General features: G+C 60.6%; 22 protein-coding genes. 11 read left to right on the plus strand and 11 right to left on the minus strand.

Annotated elements, in window-relative coordinates:
- Positions 1 to 547 (plus strand): LysR family substrate-binding domain-containing protein (locus tag BN77_RS34770; RefSeq protein WP_040677100.1); only part of this gene is annotated, 547 nt, incomplete at its 5' end.
- A gap of 812 nt (positions 548 to 1,359) precedes the next feature.
- Positions 1,360 to 1,533, plus strand: coding sequence for a hypothetical protein (locus BN77_RS33470; RefSeq protein WP_007532258.1), 174 nt, complete (start codon positions 1,360 to 1,362; stop codon positions 1,531 to 1,533).
- A 21-nt stretch (positions 1,534 to 1,554) separates the two neighbouring features.
- Here BN77_RS33470 and BN77_RS12435 read toward each other — a convergent pair whose 3' ends face one another.
- From BN77_RS12435 to BN77_RS12445, 3 genes are all read right to left on the minus strand, one after another.
- Entirely contained in the window at positions 1,555 to 2,046 is a 492-nt protein-coding gene (locus BN77_RS12435; protein WP_007532259.1) for a hypothetical protein, read from the minus strand.
- Positions 2,047 to 2,057: 11 nt separating this feature from the next.
- A complete protein-coding gene (locus tag BN77_RS12440) occupies positions 2,058 to 2,846 on the minus strand; it encodes an SDR family NAD(P)-dependent oxidoreductase (protein ID WP_007532261.1) in 789 nt (262 codons plus the stop codon).
- 61 nt (positions 2,847 to 2,907) lie between these two features.
- Positions 2,908 to 3,735 (minus strand): alpha/beta fold hydrolase, encoded by an 828-nt coding sequence (locus BN77_RS12445; protein ID WP_007532263.1) that lies wholly within the window; start codon positions 3,733 to 3,735, stop codon positions 2,908 to 2,910.
- A gap of 129 nt (positions 3,736 to 3,864) precedes the next feature.
- Here BN77_RS12445 and BN77_RS12450 point away from each other — a divergent pair, with 129 nt between their 5' ends.
- Entirely contained in the window at positions 3,865 to 4,833 is a 969-nt protein-coding gene (locus tag BN77_RS12450; protein WP_007532264.1) for a GlxA family transcriptional regulator, read from the plus strand.
- Positions 4,834 to 4,968: 135 nt separating this feature from the next.
- The gene (locus BN77_RS12455) at positions 4,969 to 5,295 is read left to right on the plus strand and encodes a transposase (protein WP_341872155.1); all 327 of its coding nucleotides are present in this window, start codon (positions 4,969 to 4,971) and stop codon (positions 5,293 to 5,295) included.
- Positions 5,296 to 5,307: 12 nt separating this feature from the next.
- On the opposite strand, the gene BN77_RS12460 is transcribed toward BN77_RS12455, so the two are convergent.
- From BN77_RS12460 to BN77_RS12485, 6 genes are all read right to left on the minus strand, one after another.
- Positions 5,308 to 6,357, minus strand: a complete 1,050-nt coding sequence (locus tag BN77_RS12460) for an Ldh family oxidoreductase (RefSeq protein WP_007532268.1) — start codon at positions 6,355 to 6,357, stop codon at positions 5,308 to 5,310.
- 35 nt (positions 6,358 to 6,392) lie between these two features.
- Complete coding sequence (locus BN77_RS12465; protein WP_007532270.1) at positions 6,393 to 7,358, minus strand: hydroxyacid dehydrogenase; 966 nt, start codon at positions 7,356 to 7,358, stop codon at positions 6,393 to 6,395.
- 79 nt (positions 7,359 to 7,437) lie between these two features.
- Positions 7,438 to 8,427, minus strand: coding sequence for a 4-hydroxythreonine-4-phosphate dehydrogenase PdxA (gene pdxA / locus BN77_RS12470; protein WP_007532272.1), 990 nt, complete (start codon positions 8,425 to 8,427; stop codon positions 7,438 to 7,440).
- A gap of 31 nt (positions 8,428 to 8,458) precedes the next feature.
- Entirely contained in the window at positions 8,459 to 9,592 is a 1,134-nt protein-coding gene (locus BN77_RS12475) for an iron-containing alcohol dehydrogenase (RefSeq protein ID WP_007532275.1), read from the minus strand.
- 348 nt (positions 9,593 to 9,940) lie between these two features.
- A complete protein-coding gene (locus BN77_RS12480; protein WP_007532279.1) occupies positions 9,941 to 11,128 on the minus strand; it encodes a sialidase family protein in 1,188 nt (395 codons plus the stop codon).
- Between the two features lie 10 nt (positions 11,129 to 11,138).
- Positions 11,139 to 12,044 carry a dihydrodipicolinate synthase family protein gene (locus BN77_RS12485; RefSeq protein ID WP_007532280.1) on the minus strand — a complete coding sequence of 302 codons (906 nt, stop codon included), beginning with the start codon at positions 12,042 to 12,044 and terminating at the stop codon, positions 11,139 to 11,141.
- A 307-nt stretch (positions 12,045 to 12,351) separates the two neighbouring features.
- On the opposite strand from BN77_RS12485, the gene BN77_RS12490 reads away from it, so the two are divergent.
- The 7 genes from BN77_RS12490 to BN77_RS12520 all read left to right on the plus strand — a co-directional run bounded on the left by BN77_RS12490 (position 12,352) and on the right by BN77_RS12520 (position 19,909).
- Positions 12,352 to 14,001 carry an ABC transporter substrate-binding protein gene (locus tag BN77_RS12490; RefSeq protein WP_007532282.1) on the plus strand — a complete coding sequence of 550 codons (1,650 nt, stop codon included), beginning with the start codon at positions 12,352 to 12,354 and terminating at the stop codon, positions 13,999 to 14,001.
- A gap of 141 nt (positions 14,002 to 14,142) precedes the next feature.
- Complete coding sequence (locus tag BN77_RS12495) at positions 14,143 to 15,099, plus strand: ABC transporter permease (RefSeq protein ID WP_007532284.1); 957 nt, start codon at positions 14,143 to 14,145, stop codon at positions 15,097 to 15,099.
- Between the two features lie 2 nt (positions 15,100 to 15,101).
- Positions 15,102 to 16,064 carry an ABC transporter permease gene (locus BN77_RS12500; RefSeq protein WP_007532286.1) on the plus strand — a complete coding sequence of 321 codons (963 nt, stop codon included), beginning with the start codon at positions 15,102 to 15,104 and terminating at the stop codon, positions 16,062 to 16,064.
- Positions 16,064 to 17,071, plus strand: a complete 1,008-nt coding sequence (locus BN77_RS12505; RefSeq protein WP_007532288.1) for an ABC transporter ATP-binding protein — start codon at positions 16,064 to 16,066, stop codon at positions 17,069 to 17,071. The genes BN77_RS12500 and BN77_RS12505 overlap by 1 nt, the downstream gene beginning before the upstream one ends.
- Positions 17,071 to 18,063 carry an ABC transporter ATP-binding protein gene (locus tag BN77_RS12510; RefSeq protein WP_040677102.1) on the plus strand — a complete coding sequence of 331 codons (993 nt, stop codon included), beginning with the start codon at positions 17,071 to 17,073 and terminating at the stop codon, positions 18,061 to 18,063. Before BN77_RS12505 ends, BN77_RS12510 begins: the two co-directional genes overlap by 1 nt.
- Positions 18,060 to 19,121: a four-carbon acid sugar kinase family protein gene (locus BN77_RS12515; protein ID WP_007532292.1), complete on the plus strand. Its 1,062-nt coding sequence runs from the start codon at positions 18,060 to 18,062 to the stop codon at positions 19,119 to 19,121. Before BN77_RS12510 ends, BN77_RS12515 begins: the two co-directional genes overlap by 4 nt.
- A 23-nt stretch (positions 19,122 to 19,144) precedes the next feature.
- Positions 19,145 to 19,909 carry a FadR/GntR family transcriptional regulator gene (locus tag BN77_RS12520; RefSeq protein WP_208856459.1) on the plus strand — a complete coding sequence of 255 codons (765 nt, stop codon included), beginning with the start codon at positions 19,145 to 19,147 and terminating at the stop codon, positions 19,907 to 19,909.
- A gap of 230 nt (positions 19,910 to 20,139) precedes the next feature.
- Here the strand turns inward: BN77_RS12520 and BN77_RS12525 are convergent, their stop codons facing one another.
- Together BN77_RS12525 and BN77_RS12530 are read right to left on the minus strand one after the other, a co-directional pair.
- Positions 20,140 to 20,523, minus strand: a complete 384-nt coding sequence (locus tag BN77_RS12525) for a type II toxin-antitoxin system VapC family toxin (RefSeq protein ID WP_007532296.1) — start codon at positions 20,521 to 20,523, stop codon at positions 20,140 to 20,142.
- Positions 20,520 to 20,777, minus strand: coding sequence for a type II toxin-antitoxin system Phd/YefM family antitoxin (locus BN77_RS12530; protein WP_007532298.1), 258 nt, complete (start codon positions 20,775 to 20,777; stop codon positions 20,520 to 20,522). The genes BN77_RS12525 and BN77_RS12530 overlap by 4 nt, the downstream gene beginning before the upstream one ends.
- Positions 20,778 to 20,943: the final 166 nt, after the last annotated feature.

Below are 20,943 nucleotides of genomic sequence, written 5' to 3' on the forward strand. Positions count from 1 at the left end.
CAAGTTCCCTGACGTGAAGATCCATATCGCTGCCGGCAACACCGGCGAGATCATCCGCAACCTGGAAAGCGGCCAGATCAATCTCGGCTTCATCCGCCCGGTGGAAAACATCGGCTCGCTGCGCTTCTTCTCGATTGCGCATGAGCGCTATTATCTGGCGGTTGGCCATGGCAATCCGCTGGCGGCGCGCGACGAGATCACCATCGACGATCTCAGCGATCAGAAGCTCATCGCCTTTTCCAGGCAGAACCTGTCGTTTTCCGAGCGCTACTTCCAGGAGAAGTTCGAGGCCTACGACCTGGTGAAGAATATCGCCTATAGCTGCGACGACACCTGGTCCTTGGTGTCGCTCGTTGCGGCCGGGCTTGGCATCGGCTTTGTCCCGGAATGGACGCGCGAGCTTCCGAACCGCGCCTTCGAACTGAAGAAGGTCAGAGGCATCGACTTTCGGATCGGGCTTGGGGTGGCCTGGAACCGGGAGGATCCGACCGCCGCGCGCGACGACATCGTCGATATCGCCCGGTCGCTGGCACGGCCCGGGCGGTGAGGGCCGCCGTGTTCGGCTGACCCCGACGGCTCGGCTGGCATTCGCCGATCCTTGATTGGCCTGCCAGCTGTTGAACATCCCTTCTTCCGCCCGAGCCCCGCGTCCTGGGGCGGCTGTTGGTCCTGCCGGGCTCGCGCTGGCCGCGACCTCAAACGGAGGATCAAACATGGGTGGCCCTTCAGTGGGCCAGTATATGACACTCGAGACTTTGGCTCGCCACACTAATGCAGCCTGGAGATGATCCCCTGCTAAGACGGATCGCAACGCTGCCATCGGCTGGCGCGGATCGTTCGTACGGGTTGGTGTAACGTTCGCACGGATTGGTGTAAGGGCGTTATGTCAAGTCGGCGGCAAGCCACGAGATCGGGGCGCTCATCGCCAACCGCAGCCAGTTCGTGCAAATCCGTGAGATTCGATGCAACCATTGATGATCCGATACGATTTAGATGATCGTCCAGTGCGGGAGCGTACCTTGGCCTGACACCTCGTATCTATGCCTCGCGCGAGACGATGAGATCTGGACGCATCTCAAAGCCGGGTGACGACTTCCTGCGGCGCATTCGCAGACTTGCTGGACACCTTTTATCTCGGTCGTATTGTTCCATAATAGCAGCTTACGCAGCCAAAAGGACAGCTAGGCAGGAGCATAGCAAACCCAGCCGGATCCCCTCCGTTAACGAGCTCTTGTTTGGGAGGCAGTCGGAGGAATCGATCGGCATTTTTCCCGCCCTAAGTGATGAGCTCCCTACTGACGGCATAGCCGCCGGAATGAATATAAACCCGATCGTGTCCGTGGTTGGAGGGGTAGACCAATGGCAACGCCACGTTATTATCATGTATCGCCGCCAACTCAACAGGAGCAAAGTGTCGCTATTGCTGCTGCCATCGATGCGATGATCGGCGATATCAGCACGGAACTTGGCGCGAAGGCTACGCTCCGGTTTCAAACGAAAACGGTTGTGTTGTCTCGTCATCTGAATTCTTAGCAGGCGTCCGTCACCTCGCAGCTATTGTGTTTGAACCGCGCCAGCCGACATCGTTTTCCATCCAAGCAGAGCGGCGCCAGCCAGCAAAAGACCTTGCGCGACGAGGAACGGCGGTTCGTTGCCATTAGGGGCGAGATCGTTCAGCGCGGGAATTTTCAGAAAGGCCTGCACGATCAGCACAAAGAAGTTGAGGTAGAGCCCGGCCGTTGCTGATATCGCATAGACCGGCCGCGCGCGACCCTCGAGGCCGTAGCCGTAAAGGGCGGCGAAGGCGACCGCCAGGATGACGGTCGAGATGATGCCAACGCCGAGTGCCGGGGTGAAGGCGGTAATGGGAAAAAGGAAGCCGGTCAGCGTGGTCGCGAGCGTCGTAGCGAGGAATAACGCCGTCATGCGCGGCATCCAGCGCCCCGCCGCAAAAGCGGGCAGGGCGACGAGACCGGAGGCGATGCCGATGAAACTCAGCACGACATGTAGGGTGGTGAACTGGGGAATTGTGAGCCCGAGGATCATTTTCGCCTCCCTTACTTCACGTTGAGGCCGTAGCGGACGGCGGCATGGGCGAGCGACAGGTTCGGACGCAGCGCATCGCGGGCGGCAAGGAAGGTTTGGAGATCGGCCATCTCCGGCAGGGCGGGCACGGTCAGTACCTCGCCGAGATCGAGCCCGGCGAGCGCCGCGTCCACCATCTCCTCAACATCCATCACCATGGACGCGGGGATGGTTTGCAGCTTCTCCTCTTCCCAGATCGCGGTGCGGGTGATGCCCGGCAGCACGCCCTGCACCCGGACGCCTAAGGGCGAAAGCTGCGCCTGCAAGGCTTCGGTGAAGGCCAGCACGAAGGCTTTCGTGGCAGGATATACGGCGGTGAAGGCAGCCGGCATCAGCGCCGTGACCGAGGTTATGTTGATGATCGTGCCGTGGCCTGCGGCAGCAAGGCGCGGGGCGATAGCGGCGGCAAGACGGGTCACGGCGAGGATGTTGAGGTTGATCATCCCGGTCACATAGGTGGGGTCGAGTTCTATGATCATGCCTTCCCCGGCAATGCCGGCATTGTTGACGAGGCCGGTGATGGCGGCGTCTTCCCGGAGGCGGGCTTCCACCGACACCAGCCCCTCGGCGGCGCCGAGATCGGCGGGCAGGACTTCGACGGTGACGCCATGGTCCTTCTGCAAGCGCTCGGCAAGGGCCGCCAGTTTTTCGGCGCGGCGGGCGACAAGCACCAGGTTGTTGCCGCGGCGGGCGAGGCGGTCGGCATAGACAGCGCCGATACCGTCGGATGCGCCGGTGACGAGGAAAGTATTCTTGCTCATGTCTGTCTCCTTCAGGGATGGGGCAGGGCCGGCGCCTTTGGCGTCGCGGCCCGCAGGGGTGTCAGGCGTTGATGAAGTCGAGAAGGTCAGCGTTGAAGCGGTCCTGATGGGTTTGCGTCAGGCCGTGGTCGCCGCCTTCATAGACCTTCAGCACGGCATGCTTGACGATCTTGACGGTGGAGAGCGCGGAAGCGCCGATCGGCACGATCTGGTCGTCATCGCCGTGCAGCACCAGGGTCGGCTTGTCGAAGGCCTTCAGGTCCTGGTGGAAATCGCTTTCGGAAAAGGCGCGGATGCTGTCGAGCTGGCCCTTGAGGCCGCCCATCATGCCCTGCCGCCAGAATTCCTCGCGAATGCCCTCGGAGATGACGGCGCCCTCGCGGTTGTAGCCGTAGAAGGGAATGGTGAGGTCCTTGAAGAACTGGCTGCGGTTGGCATTGGTGCCCTTGCGGATGCCATCGAAGACATCGAGGGGCAGGCCGTCCGGATTGGCCTCGGTCTTTAGCATCAGCGGTGGTACGGCGCCGATCAGCGCGATTTTGGCGACACGGCCGGTGCCATGGCGGCCGACATAGCGGGTGACTTCGCCGCCGCCGGTGGAATGGCCGACGAGAATGACGTCGTGCAGGTCGAGTTGTTCGATCAGTTCGGCGAGGTCGTCGCCATATTGGTCCATCGTGTTGTTGTGCCAGACCTGGTCGGAACGGCCGTGGCTGCGGCGGTCATGGGCGATGGTGCGAAAGCCCTGATTGGCGAAGAAGACCATCTGGGCGTCCCAGACATCCGCGCTCAGCGGCCAGCCGTGGGAGAAGATGATCGGTTGGGCGTCCTTGGAGCCCCAGTCCTTATAGAAGATGTGTGTGCCGTCTGTGGTGGTGATCGTTGCCATTGTCCTCTCCTCTGCTCGGGGGCTTGTTTGCCTCCCGTGTGAACAGAGATACTCTGGCGGGCATCGCGGCTGGATTGGCACTTCTGACAGAAGCCGGGCCGAAACTGACAAAGAGCGGAGAGTGTGGACATGGCGGAAAAGTCACTGGAAGTCGGCTTGGTACTCTACCGGAATTGCCAGATCGCCATGGTGCACGGCATCACCGATCTCTTCGCCATCGCCTCGATTTTTTCGCAGGAGCGCGGTGGGCCGGCCTTGCGCGTCAGCCATTGGCAGGTAGAGGGGGACGGTCGGTTTTCCCGCTGCTACGACACCGATGCGGCCGCGGCGGGCCAGCCCGATATTCTGATCGTACCCGGCCGGTTGACAGGGCCGGCCGAGGCAGAGGAAGCCAAACCCTATGCCCGCTGGCTGCTCGACCGTCACGCGCAGGGCGCGACGCTGGCGGCCAGCTGCGGCGGTACCTTCATCCTGGCGGCGACGGGCTTGCTCTCCGGCCGTCCCGCCACCACGCACTGGCTGTTCGCCGAGCGGTTTCGCGAGCGCTTTCCTGAGGTGCGCATGGAGCCCGACAAGATCGTTATCGAGGATGGCGACATCATTACCGCCGGCGGCCTGATGGCGTGGACGGACCTTGGCCTTCGCATCGTCGACCGCCTGCTCGGCCCCTCGGTGATGATCGAGACGGGAAAATTCCTGCTGATCGATCCGGCGGGTCGCGAGCAACGGCACTACAGCAATTTCTCCCCGCGCCTGACGCATGGCGACGAGGCGATCCTGAAGGTGCAGCACTGGCTGCAGGAGCGCGCCGGAAAGCCCACCAGCATCGCCGACATGGCCGGCCAGGCGCGGCTGGAGGAACGCACGTTCCTGCGCCGCTTCAAGACGGCGACCGGCATGAAGCCGATCGAATATGTCCAGCACTTGCGAATCGGCAAGGCGCGGGAACTTCTGGAATTCACCCGGCGCACCGTCGACCAGATCGCCTGGTCGGTGGGCTATGAGGATGCCGCGGCCTTCCGCCGGGTGTTTCACCGCATCCTCGGCCTGTCGCCGGGCGAATACCGCAGCCGCTTCTCTGTGGCAGCGGCGGCGTAGGAAACGGGGCGGTCTGCAGCAAGCGTGGAATGTCACTTCGAAAGAGGAACGGTGGAATAGGGCTACGCTGCCGTACGAAATAGCCTCCCATTGTTGCCAAATCCACGTACACGCGGTGATGGCCAGGGCCGACCTTTGATCATGTTGCTGAGCGAGGGCCAGATGAGTGATTTCAGAGGGGCCGCTCTTATGCTCAAAGCCTTGCCCGAGGCCCAAGCAATGCTTGCAGACAAGGGATACGACGCCGACTGGTTTCGAAAGGCGCTGGCTGATCGCAGCATCACCGCCTGCATCCCGTCAAAGGCTAACAGAAAGGTCCCAATCCCGCATGATGTTGTGCTCAACAAGCAACATCATAAAATCGAAAACATGTTCGGAAAGCTCAAAGACTGGCGTCGTATTCACACTCGATTCGACCGCTGCGGCCACACCTTTCATATGCATAGCAGCGGCCGTGATTAGTGAGTCCTGACCCTAGGGGACAGCCACCCCTAGACGTTCGGCATGCGGTGCAAGTGAGGGCATGATAATGGGGTGGAGCATGATCCCTTCAGTGAGAGCCTCGCGCTTGCGGGCCAGGCCGTTTTCTCCCGGCAGCCGAACGCGTGCAACACCCGGTCGCGGGGGATTGCTGCGGCACGCTTCGGCAAGCCAGCCCGTCTGCCGTAGAAAGGCATCGCGGCCACCAAAAGCTTCGGGGTCGAAAACCTGGACGGTGACGGCCGCGTTCGTCCCCTTCAATTCGTCGACATGTCCAAGACCGGCAAGCCCCTGCGTAAAGGCCTCGACATGGAGCGCCATGCCGTAACCCTTCTGGCCATGGTCGAGCCCGCCCACCGGCATCAGCGTGCCGCCGCGTTCGATCACCCGCGGATCGCGACTGGGTTCTCCATTCTCGTCCATCAGCCATTCGTGTTCGTATTGCCGGCCTTCGCGAACAAGGCGCTGCGCCATGTTGACGGTCGTGATCGAGGCGCTGATATCGATCAGGATCGGATCACCAGGCGTCGGAATGCCGTGGGCGACCGGGTTTGGCGTATAAACACCCTTGCGTCCGCCAAACGGCGCCACCTGCGCCCCAGACGGGCTCGAGCTTGCGATGCTGACCATGTAGCCGCGATCGGTGGCAATGGAGAGATAGGCAGCCAGGCAGCCGATATGGTGGCTTTCGGCGATCGCGATCGTCGCCGTGCCGAAAGTCGTCGCGCGCTCGCAGGCCAGCTTCACTGCCTCGGAAGTTAGCCATGCACCGGGAAGACGGCGTCCCTGCCATGCGATAGCCGGTCCGCGATCGGATACCACTTCGGGCCTGCCTTCGCGTGTCATCACGCCATCGGCAATACCTTGGAGATACCAGCCGGCCAATGCCAGGCCGTGCGTCGTGTGCCCCATGAGGTCGGCTTCGACGAGATAGTGCGCCACGGCGGCCGCCTTTTCCTGCTCGAGCCCGGCGGCGGCGAAAAGAGCGTGCGAAAATTGGCGCAGCGTATCGGGTGCGAAGCGGCGGTCTGATGTCTCGGCCATGATCTTCTCCATTCATTGCCGGCGGTTGGCCGGGATCAGCGTGCCAGAAAGCGCGGGTGAAGCGTTTCGCCGCCGAACACGGCGAGCACGTTCTCCGCGGACATAACCGAAACGGCGCGCTTCGCATCGAGCGTTACGCCGGCGACGTGTGGTGTCACCAGAGTATTCGGCAATTGGAAGAGCGGATTGTCGATACCGGGGGGCTCGACGGCGAAGCTATCGAGGCCGGCGCCCGCGAGATGGCCCTCTTCGAGGGCGGCGATCAATGTCTTCTCATCAACCACTTCGCCGCGTGCCGTGTTGATGAGGAACGCTCCCTGTTTCATCAAGCCGATACGGCGCGCGTCGATCAGGTTCTGTGTCTCGGCAGTCAGCGGACAGTGAAGGCTGACGATATCGGATTTCGCAAGCAGCGTGTCGAGATCGGTTTCGCGCCTGGTGTCGTCGCTAAAGGCACTGTCGGGGGTATGGGGATCGAAGGCAGAGACGACCATGCCGATGGCGCCTGCCATCTTGGCGAGCGCCTGGCCGATGAAGCCGAAACCGACGAGGCCAAGGTGCTGGCCACGCAGTTCGCGACCGTTGTACTGGTTCTTGTCCCAGATGCCATCCCGGATCAATGCGTCCTGGCGGGGCAGATCCTTGACCAAGGCCATGATCAGCGCCAGAGCGTGTTCGGCGACGGAGTGACCGTTGCTGCCTGTTGTCATAGACACCGAGATGCCAAGCGCCGTTGCTGCCTTCACATCGATGTCGTTGGTCCCGACGCCGTGCTTGGCGATATGCCGGAGCCGGCCGCCGGCCTGCATTTCTTCTGGCCCGAGCAGATCAGTGAGCAAACGAACGATGACGGCATCGGGTTTATGAAGGTTCATAACCTCGATGATGGCTTGCCTGTTGATGTAAGGCGGTGTGGCGACGACATTTACGCCGGCGTCTTCCAGAACGGCGCGGCCTTCAGGCGCCAGCTCTCCACCTAGGATGACAACAGTTTTTTCCATCGCTTATCTCCTCCAACGAGCAAAGCGGTAGGGGCGGTGCGGTATCGCGCCGTCGATGAGGTCGAAAACCTTTCGGTGGTCAAGCCGCCTGGCGGCGGGGAGACCGCGCCATCAACCGCGCATAGGCGATGGCTGAAAGCATATTCACGTGGTTTGCCTTGCCCGTGCCGGCAATATCGAAGGCCGTGCCGTGGTCGACCGACACGCGATCGATCGGCAAACCGAGTGAGACGTTGACCGCCGTATCGAATGCGATGAGCTTGATCGGAATATGGCCCTGGTCGTGATACTGCGCGATAACCAGATCGAACGCACCATTATAGGCACGCGCAAAGACCGTGTCGGCCGAGATCGGACCAACGACATCGATGCCCTTCGCCTGCGCCAGCTCGACGGCAGGCGCGAGGAATTCAGCATCCTCGGTCCCGAACAAGCCGTTCTCGCCGCAGTGTGGGTTGAGACCGGCAACCGCGATCCGCGCCTTTTTGCCCAGGCGTATGAAATGATTGTGCCCCGCCTCGATCGTTGCCAGAACGCGCTCGGTCTTGGCGCGTTCGATAGCGCCCTTCAGCGAGATATGGGTGGAAACGTGGATGGTGTTCAGCCGCTCCGAAGCGAGCAGCATGAACGAGCTCTTCGAACCGGTGAGATGCGCCAGCAGGCCGGTGTGACCGTCATAATGATGGCCGGCAAGATTCATCGCTTCCTTATTAATCGGCGCGGTGACGATGACATCGGCATTGCCTGACATCGCAAGATCGACGGCACGGCTGATGTAGCGCACCGACGCGTCACCCGCGACCGGACTGACCTTGCCGATCTCAGGCAGCCGCGCACCAAGCTCGACCTCGTCGACGGCAATCTTGCCCGCGCCAGCTCCATCTGCCGGCGCGAAGGAAAGCCCGGTTGCGGCAGCGCGATTGGCACGCTCGAGCGCTTCCGTGTTGCCGACGATGACGAAATCGCGCCGCTCCTGTTCCGGCATCGTGGCAAGCGCTTTGACGATCACCTCGGGGCCGACACCGGCCGGATCGCCGAGCGTCACGGCAACTTTCGCATTCCTGTCCATCACTCACGGTCCTCTTTGAATGAAAGCGGCCTCAAAAAGCGGCTTGGTAGATCGAGCGGATATCGGCGCGCGACAGGTCGCGCGGGTTGTTGTCCAGAAGGCGACGGATGGCAAAGGCATCGTCAGCCATCGCATCCAGATCACTTTCCGGCACGTCGAGGCCAGAGAGCTTCATCTCAATCCCGAGTTCGGCGCAAAAGGAATAGGCGGCATCGAAAACAGACTCGATATGGACTGAAGTCTGGCGACCCAAAGCTTCCATAATGATACGGGTCTTCTCAGGTACCGCCGGCGTATTGAAGGCGAGCACATGAGGGAAGATCAGCGCATTTGCCGCGCCATGCGCGACATGCCAACGCGTGCCGAGCGGATAGGCAAGCGCGTGACCACCAGCGGTATTGACCGGGCCAAGACAGAAGCCTCCGTAAAGGGAGGCAAGCGCCAGGCCGGCACGCGCCTCGGCGTCGGAGCCATCCTGAACGGCGCGAGCAAGATACTTGCCGACCAGCCGAGTTCCTTCGATCGCATAAAGGTCGATCATCGGATGCGCCTTGCGATTGGTGAAGGCCTCGACACAGTGCGCCATCGCGTCGACCCCGGTTGCCGCGGTTGTGCGCGCAGGCACGCTGAAGGTCAGCGCCGGATCGACAACCGCGATGTCGGCCAGCATGTGCATGCTCTCGACGGCAAGCTTCGCCATCGTCGTGGGGTCGGTGACGAGGGCCCTGATGCCGGCCTCGCTGCCAGTGCCTGATGTTGTCGGAACCTGAGCCAGCGCAACGCGGCGCGGCCCCCTGACTTTGTTCGGCCCGACAACCTCATGCAATGTCTGTGACGAACCGGCAAGTACTGCGGCAAGCTTGGCAAGGTCCATAGCGCTGCCGCCGCCGAAGCCAACCACCAGTTGGGCGGCGGCTGCATTGGCCACGGCCAGCACCTTGTCCAGATTGGCTGTATCCGGTTCTGGGGTTACATCGGCAAACACCGTGACGTCGCCCTTGAGGGCAAGCGTATCGACGCGCGTCGCGTTGAAGGCGTCGGAGATAACGAGAATCCTGCTGTAGCCTTTCTCGTTCGCCCACTTGCCGAGCCGCTCTGCCGTGCCGACGCCGAACTCGATCAGATGGGGCCGGACGATTGTGATAGGCGAATCCAAGCTGACCACTGGACCACTCCTCCCTGCAAGTGCTGGCGACTTTCTCCGTCGCAAAGATGTAAATTTGTTATACAAAGCTACTGCATTTGGCAAGCGGTCAGATCGCCCGTGACGAGGAAATCGTGCTTTTGCCAATCACGTCCGCACGCTATCTCTCCCGTTTCACTGTCCAAATCCCTGATTTTGCAAATCAAAATGACAAGATGCGGCAATTGAGGACACTGAGGTGGAGTTGGGGGCCGAATGGCCGTAAGATAATCGGAAGTTGTTAAATGAGCGCGCGATCCGACCCACTTCTTTCGTCAAGAAGTGGAATCGGATCAAGGAAAATTCACAACTGACAACCTATGAAGGGTGTTACGCTATCGCATCAGCGGAAAGCCGCACGTATTTTATGGCACGGCGATAATAAGTGTAGGCGACATGCACCACGCCATCCGCCCCTTGAATAATCGAGGGGTAGGAAAACTCACGGTTCACCGAGTCTTTCGAGTTGTTGCTCAAGCAATATCCGTCACCGGTATCAAGATCGACACGTCGGGGAAAGCTCACGCCACCATCACCGGAGAGGGCGAGGCTCAGCGGCGCGCGAGGGACGCCCCAGACAGCCTTGCGTCGCTCGCTTGTTTGCACCGGCGCCACCTTTGTCTCCTCGTCGCCTTCGATCTCATCGTAAAGCGACTGGCGCCGAGCATCCGAGGTCGAGGCATTGGAATGGTTGTAAACCATTGCGATCATGCCGTTTTCCAGTCGCGTCGCCTGAATTGACGAGTTATTGTTCGGCAGATCAATCGGTCGAGGCGCGCTCCAATGCGCACCGCCATCGCTCGAGCGGCTGGACAAGATCGATTCGGCAAATCGATTGCGATAGAAGGCCACCAGGTTGTCGCCGTCGATCGGCACGATATTCATGTGAACCGCGCCGATACTATCCGGGACCTCCGTCATGACCCAGCTTTTACCCGCGTCGTGCGAGATGAGCACGCCCGCCGTATCGACGTCTCCCGTCCAGCGCTCTCCAGGCAATCCGACGCAGCGGAAGACAGGCAGCAACCAGATGCCGGCCTTGTTGACGATGATCGGCTGGCGCACGAACGTGCCAGGAATGTCACAGAGAACACGCACGTCTCCGAACGTTTTTCCGCCATCCTCCGAGATGCGACATTTTACAATCGAGCCGTCCTGGTTGCCCGAGGTCTGCGAGGTATAAAGTAGCCAGACTTTTCCGTCTGGTGCATTGAAAATTAAAGGATTTTGTTCGGATTTCGTCGGATCGTCCGACATCTTCTCCGGCTGCGACCAACACGCCGCTCCCGTCGCCAGACGCGACATGTAAATGGAGATATCACCCATTCCCTCCATCGTGCCTCCGAACCAGACGCAACTCAGGGTTCCATCTGGCAGAAATGCGAGATTGGCCGCGTGGTTCTGGATACAGGGAGAGGGTAGATACGCTTCGGCACGACCCTTCTCGGCGGAATACTCGGCGATGTCCCCGGTCATCAACGCCGGAACCGCCTCGGGCGGCAAACCTGTAAGGCTCATGTTCCGTCCCTCACGGCAGCTTGGCATAGGCTTCGGAAAGCGCCGCATAGTCGGCGTCGCTGATTGGCATCAACGGCGCACGGGTCCGCCGCCAGGCTGCGTTACCGGTCTTGAGGCCGACCATCGCCTTGATCGTCGGAATCTGGACATAGGAGTTAGAGAGCGTTCGATAGGCATTGATGCGAGCTTGGGCAATCTCGACCTCGCCGGCGCACGCCTCATCGTGGACTTTGTCGTATACGGTGCGCAGCGAGTCCGCGACGAGATTGGAGGTTGCCGTGATGCAGCCCGCACCTCCCGCCTTCAAGAGCGGCAAGAGCAGTGGATCAGCTCCGGCCAGCACGGAAAAGCCCGGATAAGCGGCGATGATCGCCTGCATGTTATTGAAATCACCTGCGGATTCCTTGATTCCGACGACCGTGTTCGGGAACGCTTCGATCAGCCTGCCGATCAACGGGATCGAAAGCGGAACGCCTGAGACTTGCGGGATATGATAGAGAATGACCTGCAGCCTGACATCGCCGATCTTTTCCAGAACCTGCGAATAGGCAGCAAACAGCCCGTCGTCGGATACGCCTTTGTAGTAGAACGGCGGCAGCATCACGACCTTTGTCACGCCGAGAGAGAGCGCATGCTTGGTCAACTCCACCGTTTCCGGAGTGGCGACGACACCAGTCCCGGGAAGCAGCTTGTCGGCGGCCACGCCTGCCTTGAGGGCTGCCTCAAGGATCGATCGGCGCTCGCTGGAGGAGAAGGAATTTGCTTCACCGGTCGTGCCAAGCAGCGCGACGCCGTGACATCCTTCCTGCAACAAGCGTTGGCAGTGCTCGGTGAAAAGGCCCAGGTCCGGGCTGCCGTCCGCATTGAGCGGCGTCGCCGCCGCGCTGAATACGCCTGAAATCTTGTGATCGTTCATATCGTCCTCCTCGGATGAACGCCGCAGAGCTGGCGGCCAAGGCGGGAACTCGAGCCCGCGAGATGCGGTTTTCATCTTCCTCACAGCAGATATTGTCAATATGACAATGTGCGGCAACAGCTTGTCATATCTATAACATGCTGAAAATAAAAAATAAAATATTTCACACATTTCTCAAACTTAAGATATGGATTAATTTTTGTTGACATATTTACATTATCGAGCGAGTGTCTGCGCCATGTCGTGATGCACTTTCGGGATAGAGTGGAAAGTGGAGACGCCATCAATTTTGCCATGGGAGGACACTATGACTGACCGCAATGAAGGGAAATCTGCGCAGGGAACGCAGATGTCACGCCGCGAGGCTTTGAAGATCGGCCTCGCCGCTGGCGTTGGCCTCACCGTATTCGGGATGAACGCCCGGATCGTCTTCGCCGATGAGGGACAGGTCCTCAAGGCCGCGCATCCGGCTTTCGACCAAGACTGGTCACCGCTGCGCGGCGGCGGGCGCCCCTTCCGCTGGAACTCGATCTGGTGGGCATCGCCGATGTATTTCGACAGCGAAGGCAAGATCAAGCCTTACGTCTTCACCAGCTGGGATTCGCCTGACAACAAGGTCTGGACCTTCAAGATTGACCCCAAGGCGGTCTTCTCCGACGGCAGCAAGATCACCTCGGCTGATGTCAAGGGCTCCTGGGAAGTTGCCTCCATGCCCAATACGAAGAGCCAGCGCGCCGACCAAGTGTTGGCCAAGGTTCAGGGCTACAAGGAAATCGCCGGCGGCTCCGGCAACGAACTGACCGGCGTTGCGATGCCCGATGAAGGCACTGTTGTCGTCACGCTCACGGAAGTCGACCCGATCTTCTTCATGCGCCTTGCCAACCACATTGTCCCCATCACCAAGGCGGCGCAGTCGCGCGGCAGTGACGGCGAGGAAGTTGCTGATTGGTACAAGCCTGACAGCAAGCCGGTTTTCTCCGGCCCCTTCAAGCTGACCAGCCTCGACATCGATGCCGGCAAGCTGGTCTTCGAACCGAATGAGAACTTCTTCGGGCCGAAGCCGAAGCTCGCGCGCATTGAAATCACCTCGGTGGAAGACAACGTCACCGCGACCTCGCTGATCAATTCGGGCGAGTTCAACGCTCACACCGAACTCGTGACCTCCACCATCATCCAGGACCTCGGTCCAGAATTCTCCTCCGGTCCGCTGATCCCGACCAGCCAGCACTTCTGGTTCAACGTCACTCGTGCCCCGATGGACGACCCCAAGGTCCGCCAGGCACTGATCATGGCGATCGACCGCGACGGTCTCTTCAAGGCGTCCTATCCTGATGGTCCGCACAAGAAGGCGGATCAGATCCTCAATTCCGTGCCCGGCGCCGACAATTCCGGCTTCGAGCCCTACCCGTACGATCCGGCAGCCGCCAAGAAGCTGCTCGCCGAGTCGAGCTACGGTGGTCCCGAGCGTCTGCCGAAGATCCTGTTCGTCGGCATTTCGGCGCCGGCGATCGAAGCTGCCGCCCAGTTCATCGCTGAGCAGTGGCGCCAGAATCTCGGCATCACCGCCGTCGACATGAAGCCGCAGCAGGACTCCTACGCCGGTCCTGACCAGAACGCCGTTCAGATCTTCCGTGACGACGTCGGTACGCGCGTCCCGGACGCTGTCTCCTATCTCGCGGGCTGCATCGCTTCGACCTCGTCGAACGCGCAGAACAAGCTTGGCGGATATAAGAACGAGAAGGTCGACGCTGCTCTTGCCGAAGCGGCCACGAAGGCTGCCGACGATCCGCAGCGCGTCAAGCTCGCTCAGGATGCCCAGAAGGCATTCCGTGACGATTGGGCGTTCATTCCGTGGTATTCTCAGGCGATGTCGCGCTGGGCCACCAAGGAGGTCAAGGGCATGGAAAAGAACCTCGACTGGCAGGTCGTTGCGCCCTGGGACATTTCCGTCGGCTAAGCCGCCGAAAATCCCGAACAGATGGCCTTCTGGCAAATTAGCAACCGCGCGAAGACCGCAAGGCCTTCGCGCAAGTTTCAAGAAGACATCGCATGTCCGCGTTGATGCGGAAAGGTGTCTGCCAACTGGTGGGAGATGACCTTGTTACGCTACGTGCTAACCCGGTTTGCCATCTGGATTCCGTCCGTGCTGATCGTCATGCTGGCCGTCTACGCGCTGGCTTTCTACGGCGCCGGCGATCCGATCAAGTTGATCTTTCTGCGCGCACCCGGCGATGTTGCCTATAACCCGCAGCGCATTGAAGCCATCCGCGAGAGCGCCGGCCTCAACAAGCCTTTCATAGAGCAGTTCGGCTTTTACATCTGGAATCTTCTGCATGGCCAGTTCGGCAATTCGCTGACTTCGGGCCGTTCGGTCTGGGCCATGGTTTCGGCTGCCGCTCCCGTTTCCTTCCAACTGGCGCTCTGTTCCATCATTCTGACCGCTGTCGTCGCCATTCCGCTCGGCATGATTGCGGCGCTGAACCAGAACACGCGACTCGACTACACGATCCTGGGTAGCGCGCTCTTTCTCTGGGCGATCCCTGCCTATGTCGCCGGTCCGTTGCTGATGGTCGCGCTCATCGTGCTGCTGCCGATGATCAAGGTGCCCTATGGCTGGGGCGGTGTGTTCGACGTGCGTATCCTGCTGCCGCTGATGGTTCTCTCCTTCCAGCCGATCGCGCTGATCGTGCGCCAGACGCGCGCCGCCGTCATCGAGGTGCTTTCGGAGGACTTCGTGCGCACGGCCCGGGCCAAGGGCGTGCCTGAGATCGTCGTCGGTTTGCGCCACATCCTGCGCCCGGTGCTGACGCCTGTCGTCACCCAGCTCGGCCTGATCATGATCACCATCGTCAACGGGGCGATCTTCGTGGAGCTGGTTTTCGGTCTGCCGGGCCTCGGGCGCCTGACGGTGCAGGCGCTGACCAATTCTGACTATCCCGTGATCCTGGCGATCACGCTGATCGGTTCCTTCCTGGTCATGGCCTCCAACCTGTTGGTCGACGTGCTCTATCCGCTGCTTGATCCGCGCGCCAACGATGCAAGAAGGAGCCGCTGACCATGTCCGCCATCCCTCTCTCCACGATCGAAGCCACGCAGGAAGAACCGCCGGTCAACCTATGGCGCGACGCCTGGTACCGTCTGAAGCGCAACAAGCTTGCCCTTTTCGGCCTGGTTGTCGTGCTGATCCTCGGTTTCACCGCAATCTTCGGTCCCTACCTGACGCCTTACGACTACCTGACCCAGGATCTGCAGGCGCGTAACGCCGTTCCGTCACTTCACCACCTGTTCGGTACCGATGATCTAGGTCGCGACGTTTTCAGCCGCGTCGTCTTCGGAACCCGCACCGCCTTCCTGGTCGCTATCGTCGTGACCTTCATCGCCGTTGCGATCGGTCTCATCCTCGGTGCCATCGCCGGCTTTTTCGGCAACCCGTTCGACAGCGCCATCATGTGGCTGACTGACGTGACCATGTCGGTGCCGAATCTGCTGCTGGTCGTCGTCATCAACGCTTCGCTGAAAACGCCGATCGCAAAATGGATGGAGGCCCAGTACATGGCAACACTCAATCCATTCTATCGCCAGACGATATGGGTCGATTTCTTCCTCGTCTTCGGCTCGATGGCGCTGATCTCCTGGCCCCCTTACGCCCGTCTCATTCGTGCACAGGTGCTGTCGATACGCAGCCGTCCCTATATCACCGCGGCGCAGGCGCTCGGCCTCTCGAACTGGGTGATCATGAAGCGCTACGTCGTGCCGAATGCACTCGGCCCGCTTATCGTCTCGGTCAGTGCTGGGCTCGGTACCGCCATGGTCCTGGAAAGCGCCTTCAGCTTCCTCGGCGTCGGCGTCAATCCTCCGACCCCGAGCTGGGGCAACATGATCTCGGATGGCCTGCGCGTCTGGCAGCATTATCCGCATCTCCTCGCCGCACCGGCAGCCGTACTTGGCCTAGCCTCGGTTGCTTTCAGCTTCCTGGGCGACGGCCTCAACGACGCACTCAATCCGCGGGGCAGCAAGTGATGAACACGACCAAATCCAATGAACGACTACTCGACGTTCGCGGCCTGACGGTGGAAATCGACGGGCGCAATGGACCTGCCGTTGTCGTCGACGGGATCGATCTCCACGTCAACAAGGGCGAGACGCTAGGCGTCGTCGGTGAATCCGGCTGCGGCAAGAGCCTGACAATGTTGAGCCTGATGCGGCTGCTGCCGAACAAGATCAAGGTCACCAAGGGCTCCGCAAGCTTCGACGGCAACGATCTGCAGAAGATGTCGAACAAAGAACTGCGCAAGGTGCGTGGTGGCGACATCGGCTTCGTCTTCCAGGATCCCATGACATCGCTCAATCCCGTGATGCGCATCGGTGACCAGATCTGCGAACCGCTGATCTATCATCGCAAGATGAGCAAGGCGCAGGCCCGCACGCGGGCTGTCGAATTGCTGCGGCTCGTTGGCATTCCCGGACCGGAAGAGCGGCTGCAAGCCTATCCGCACGAGCTTTCGGGCGGCATGCGCCAGCGCGTCATGATTGCGATCGGTCTTGCCTGCAATCCGAAGCTCTTGATTGCGGACGAACCGACGACCGCGCTCGATGTGACCATCCAGGCGCAGATTGTCGACCTGGTGAAGGATCTGCGTGCCAAGCTCGGCATGTCCGTTGTCTGGATCACGCACGATCTGGCGCTGATCGCCGGTCTCGTCGATCGCGTCGCCGTGCTTTATGCCGGAACCGTGGTCGAGGATGCGCCGGTCGACGAACTCTATGCGCGCCCGAGCCATCCCTACACGCGCGGCCTTCTGGCCTCTATTCCGAAGCTCTCCGATGCGCCGGCAAGCCGGCTTTCCTCCATCGGTGGAACGCCACCGGAACCCGGTCGCCGACCGAAGGGCTGCCCGTTTGCGCCACGCTGTCCGTTGGCCGAGCCGGTGTGCCACGAGCGCGTGCCGAAGCTTGAGCCGATTGCCGGCGCCGGAAATCACCGTGCCGCCTGTTTTGTAGTCCAGAAAATGCAGGAGGCTGCATGATGGGTGCACAACCGCTTCTCAAGGTGGAAAACCTGGTCAAGCATTTCCACGTCAAGCTCGGAGCCTTCGGCGAGCGTTCGGCCACGGTTTATGCGCTCGACAACGTCAACCTCGATATCATGGAAGGCGAGACGCTGAGTCTTGTCGGTGAGTCAGGCTGCGGTAAGTCAACAACCGGCTTTACCATCCTCAACCTCTACAAGGCGACATCGGGCAAGGTCGTCTACAAGGGGCAGGATCTGGCGACGCTTGATGAAAAGCAGATGCGGCCGTTCCGTCGCGATCTGCAGATCGTATTTCAGGACCCGTATTCGACCCTCAATCCGCGCATGACGATCGGTGAAGCGATCGGCGAGCCGATCCTGTTCCACAAGCTCTGCACCAAGGCGGAACTGAAGGACAGGATCGCGACGCTGTTGACCGATGTCGGTCTGCCGACGCGTTTTGCGCAACGCTATCCGCACGAGCTCTCGGGCGGCCAGCGTCAACGCGTGGTCATCGCCCGGGCGCTGGCCTGTCAGCCGAAGTTCATCGTATGCGACGAGGCGATCTCCGCTCTCGACGTTTCCATTCAGGCGCAGATCATCAACCTGCTGCTCGAGCTGCAGGAAAAATACGGGCTTACCTACCTCTTCATCGCTCACGATCTGGCTGTTGTGCGCCATATCAGCACGCGCGTAGGCGTGATGTATCTCGGTCGCCTCGCTGAGCTTGCGACCCGTGAGGAGCTTTTCGACAATCCGCTGCATCCCTATACCAAGGCGCTTCTGTCGGCCGTTCCGGAAACCGATCCGGAACTGGAGCGCACCCGAAAGCGCCAGATCCTTCAGGGCGATGTGCCGAGCCCGCTCAATCCGCCTGCTGGCTGCCGCTTCCATACGCGTTGCCCAATTGCGATGGACGTTTGCAGCAAGGTCATCCCGGAATGGAAAGAGGCCAAGCCCGGTCACCTGGTCGCCTGTCATGCGGTCAACACGGGAACAAATGCATGACGCTTCAGGTCGCGGTCATCGCTGACGATCTGACCGGTGCGCTCGACACGGGAACACCGTTTGTCGACGCCGGGCTGTCAGTCGCGGTCGCGATTGAGGTCGACGCAATTGCCGACGCTCTCGCCAGCGGTTGCGATGTGGTTGTCGTCAACACGGCCTCACGGGCTCTCCCGGAGGAGGAAGCGGCAAGGAGGGTCAGCGCTGCGGCGAAGGCCTTTCTTGCCGCCTCGCCTCGTATCGTTCTCAAGAAGATCGACTCTCGCCTCAAGGGCAATGTCGCGGCGGAAAGCCAAGCCCTAGCCACCGTCTTCGGACACGAGACGATCGTGGTGGCGCCCGCCATTCCTGATCAGGAACGGCCTACTCGAAATGCTCATGTCGTCGGTCGCGGCGTTGACCGGCCGCTGCCCATCGCTGTCCTCTTCGAGACCAACGGTCGCCAGGTATTCGTTCGTGATGCCGAAACCGACGGCGATCTCGACCGGGTGGTTGACGCATATGACTGGAAAAAAAGCCTTGCCGTCGGCGCCAGGGGCATTGGGCTTGCTTTTGCCCGCAAGATTGGTCGACCAAACCGGGTAAGCGAAACCCTTGTGGCGTCCCCACGAACGGTCTTTGCCTTCGGCTCTCGCGATCCGATCACGGCAGTGCAGATGGCAATGCTCGAAGCTTCCGGCGCTTTGGCCGCGACGATCGACGCGCCCATGGGCGCGCTGACGCTCGGGGAGCGGCTGGCCCTGCCAATGCTTACGCGCTGCACCGGCGAGATGGCCAGCGATGCTGCGGCAGTTGCCGACCGCTTCGCCAAAGGCGTAAAGTCAGTCATGGACGCGACGCGTCCGGAGCTGCTGATGGTCGGCGGCGGCGATACCGCGCTGGCGGTTTTTCGCGAACTTGGAATTCGTACCCTGAGACCAAAGGGCGAGATCGAAGCAGGGATTCCGTGGTTTGAGGTCACCACAGCCGATGGCTTGTGTCTGCGCTGCGCAGTCAAGTCGGGGGGCTTTGGGAATCCAGATAGTTTGCTAAGACTGATTGCGCAGAATCAGGCGGCATAGAAATGCCGGCGGGGAGAATGAAGGTGGACGAAGCAAACGGTGTATCGGCGAAAGCCCAGGCGGCCCCAGAAGGCAAGCCGGAGCGCGGCAAGGCCGTGAAACTGGTCGATAGGGTATTCGATCAATTGCAGGAGCGCATTCGCTCCGGCAACTATCCGCCGGATTCGCGTCTTCCCGGCGAGCATGAGCTTGCATCGATGCTCGGCGTCTCGCGTCCGATCGTGCGCGACGCCCTGGCGCGGTTACGCGATCAGGGGATCGTCTATGCCCGCCAGGGAGCCGGCACATTTGTCAGCGCCCATGGTTCGCCAACGACCCAGCTGTCCTATTCGCCGGTGAAGACGATTGCCGATATCCAGCGTTGCTACGAATTTCGTCTGACGATCGAGCCCGCCGCCGCCTATTTCGCAGCCAAGCGTCGTGACGAGACGGCAATCCAGAAAATTGCCGCGGCGCTCGCCGACCTGCGAGACGCGACCAGCCACCAACTCCATCGCACCGACGCCGACTTCACCTTCCATCGTGCCGTCACTGAGGCCGCCAACAATCACTACTACACGGCCTCAATGGACGCCCTGAAGGCACACATCGCCGTCGGTATGCACCTTCACGGCCTATCGCTTCTTGGACCGCGTCAGGGCCTGGAGCAGGTCTACGAGGAGCACAACAAGATTTACCTCGCGATCGTCGAAGGCCGCGCGGAAGATGCGCGGGCTTTGATGAAGGCGCATCTTGAGGGTTCGCAGAGCCGCCTCTTCGAAGGTCGCGCGCTGGACCTTTCCATGTAGGTTGCGACCGTCGGCTGGCGGCGGCCGACTTGTAGACGGTCACGCAGCGGCGTCTGGCGTTTGCACCAGCGCACAGATCTGCGGAACATTGAGGACGATCCAGGGCAATCTCATTATGCTGAAACTACCAGTTGCACCATCGAGGTTAGGCCATAGAGGCGATCCTACTGAACCATTCAACCGACAGAGCATCTAACCCATCAGTTTGCTCCGGCTCCATTGACATGATGCTAGAGAGCTGGTCGCACGTCAGTCTGCACGAAATCCTCGCCAACATAAAGCAACGGACAATCATGCTCTTTGGCGACTTCATATGAAAAGCAATCGCCATAGTTCAGTGCGGCCGGATGAACGCCCTTGCCCCATCGGCTATAGGCATCGGCGACCCGGCGAGCAGAGGCCGCTGTCACAGACACGATCTCGAAGCCGAGGCCTGAAATCAGCGCGCTAACTTCTTCGCCGACATTGCGCCGTGAGGCGACGATCATGGCTTCGGCAACGGTGGCGGCGGAAATCAGCAGCCCATCGGCCTCTTCAATTGCCATCATGCAGGCTTCGCTCTGTGGCTCGTCGAATACAATCGCCATGATGGCCGATGTATCAACGGCAATCATCCCGGCATCCCATCATCATCATAGAGAAAATCCTGACTGCGTGCGGCTGCCGGTCCCTGAAGCACTTTGGTTGCTGCCGACGCCCTGACTTTCTCCATCAATGCGCGCCGCCCCTTAAGGCCGGGGGCGGCTGCGACAGCGACCAGGCGCACGATCTCATGGCCTCGGCGAGTCAAGATGACTTCGTCTCCGGCTTCGGCTCGCCTCACGAGGTCGGTGAGTTGTCCTTTCGCCTCACTGACAGATATGCGCATAGCCCACGCTCCTTTACTCTCCCCTTGTTCCTTATTACCCAATAAATGGTCCATGACTTAGTCCAAGTCAAGAGTATAGCAATGGGCCGACGGTTCGGCTGCCCGTCCGCGGGTCCTTGGCTAGCTGCCTGCTGTTGAGCATCCCCATGATGCCCGCGCCGTCGCG

Source organism: Rhizobium mesoamericanum STM3625, assembly GCF_000312665.1.
Taxonomy (GTDB): Bacteria; Pseudomonadota; Alphaproteobacteria; order Rhizobiales; family Rhizobiaceae; genus Rhizobium; species Rhizobium mesoamericanum.

Excerpts from the sequence above, each read along its gene's own strand:
- BN77_RS33470 (WP_007532258.1), top strand. The coding sequence starts at position 1,360 with ATGGCAACGCCACGTTATTATCATGTATCGCCGCCAACTCAACAGGAG.
- BN77_RS12435 (WP_007532259.1), bottom strand. The coding sequence starts at position 2,046 with ATGATCCTCGGGCTCACAATTCCCCAGTTCACCACCCTACATGTCGTG.
- BN77_RS12440 (WP_007532261.1), bottom strand. The coding sequence starts at position 2,846 with ATGAGCAAGAATACTTTCCTCGTCACCGGCGCATCCGACGGTATCGGC.
- BN77_RS12445 (WP_007532263.1), bottom strand. The coding sequence starts at position 3,735 with ATGGCAACGATCACCACCACAGACGGCACACACATCTTCTATAAGGAC.
- BN77_RS12450 (WP_007532264.1), top strand. The coding sequence starts at position 3,865 with ATGGCGGAAAAGTCACTGGAAGTCGGCTTGGTACTCTACCGGAATTGC.
- BN77_RS12460 (WP_007532268.1), bottom strand. The coding sequence starts at position 6,357 with ATGGCCGAGACATCAGACCGCCGCTTCGCACCCGATACGCTGCGCCAA.
- BN77_RS12465 (WP_007532270.1), bottom strand. The coding sequence starts at position 7,358 with ATGGAAAAAACTGTTGTCATCCTAGGTGGAGAGCTGGCGCCTGAAGGC.
- pdxA (WP_007532272.1), bottom strand. The coding sequence starts at position 8,427 with ATGGACAGGAATGCGAAAGTTGCCGTGACGCTCGGCGATCCGGCCGGT.
- BN77_RS12480 (WP_007532279.1), bottom strand. The coding sequence starts at position 11,128 with ATGAGCCTTACAGGTTTGCCGCCCGAGGCGGTTCCGGCGTTGATGACC.
- BN77_RS12485 (WP_007532280.1), bottom strand. The coding sequence starts at position 12,044 with ATGAACGATCACAAGATTTCAGGCGTATTCAGCGCGGCGGCGACGCCG.
- BN77_RS12490 (WP_007532282.1), top strand. The coding sequence starts at position 12,352 with ATGACTGACCGCAATGAAGGGAAATCTGCGCAGGGAACGCAGATGTCA.
- BN77_RS12500 (WP_007532286.1), top strand. The coding sequence starts at position 15,102 with ATGTCCGCCATCCCTCTCTCCACGATCGAAGCCACGCAGGAAGAACCG.
- BN77_RS12505 (WP_007532288.1), top strand. The coding sequence starts at position 16,064 with ATGAACACGACCAAATCCAATGAACGACTACTCGACGTTCGCGGCCTG.
- BN77_RS12510 (WP_040677102.1), top strand. The coding sequence starts at position 17,071 with ATGGGTGCACAACCGCTTCTCAAGGTGGAAAACCTGGTCAAGCATTTC.
- BN77_RS12515 (WP_007532292.1), top strand. The coding sequence starts at position 18,060 with ATGACGCTTCAGGTCGCGGTCATCGCTGACGATCTGACCGGTGCGCTC.
- BN77_RS12525 (WP_007532296.1), bottom strand. The coding sequence starts at position 20,523 with ATGATTGCCGTTGATACATCGGCCATCATGGCGATTGTATTCGACGAG.
- BN77_RS12530 (WP_007532298.1), bottom strand. The coding sequence starts at position 20,777 with ATGCGCATATCTGTCAGTGAGGCGAAAGGACAACTCACCGACCTCGTG.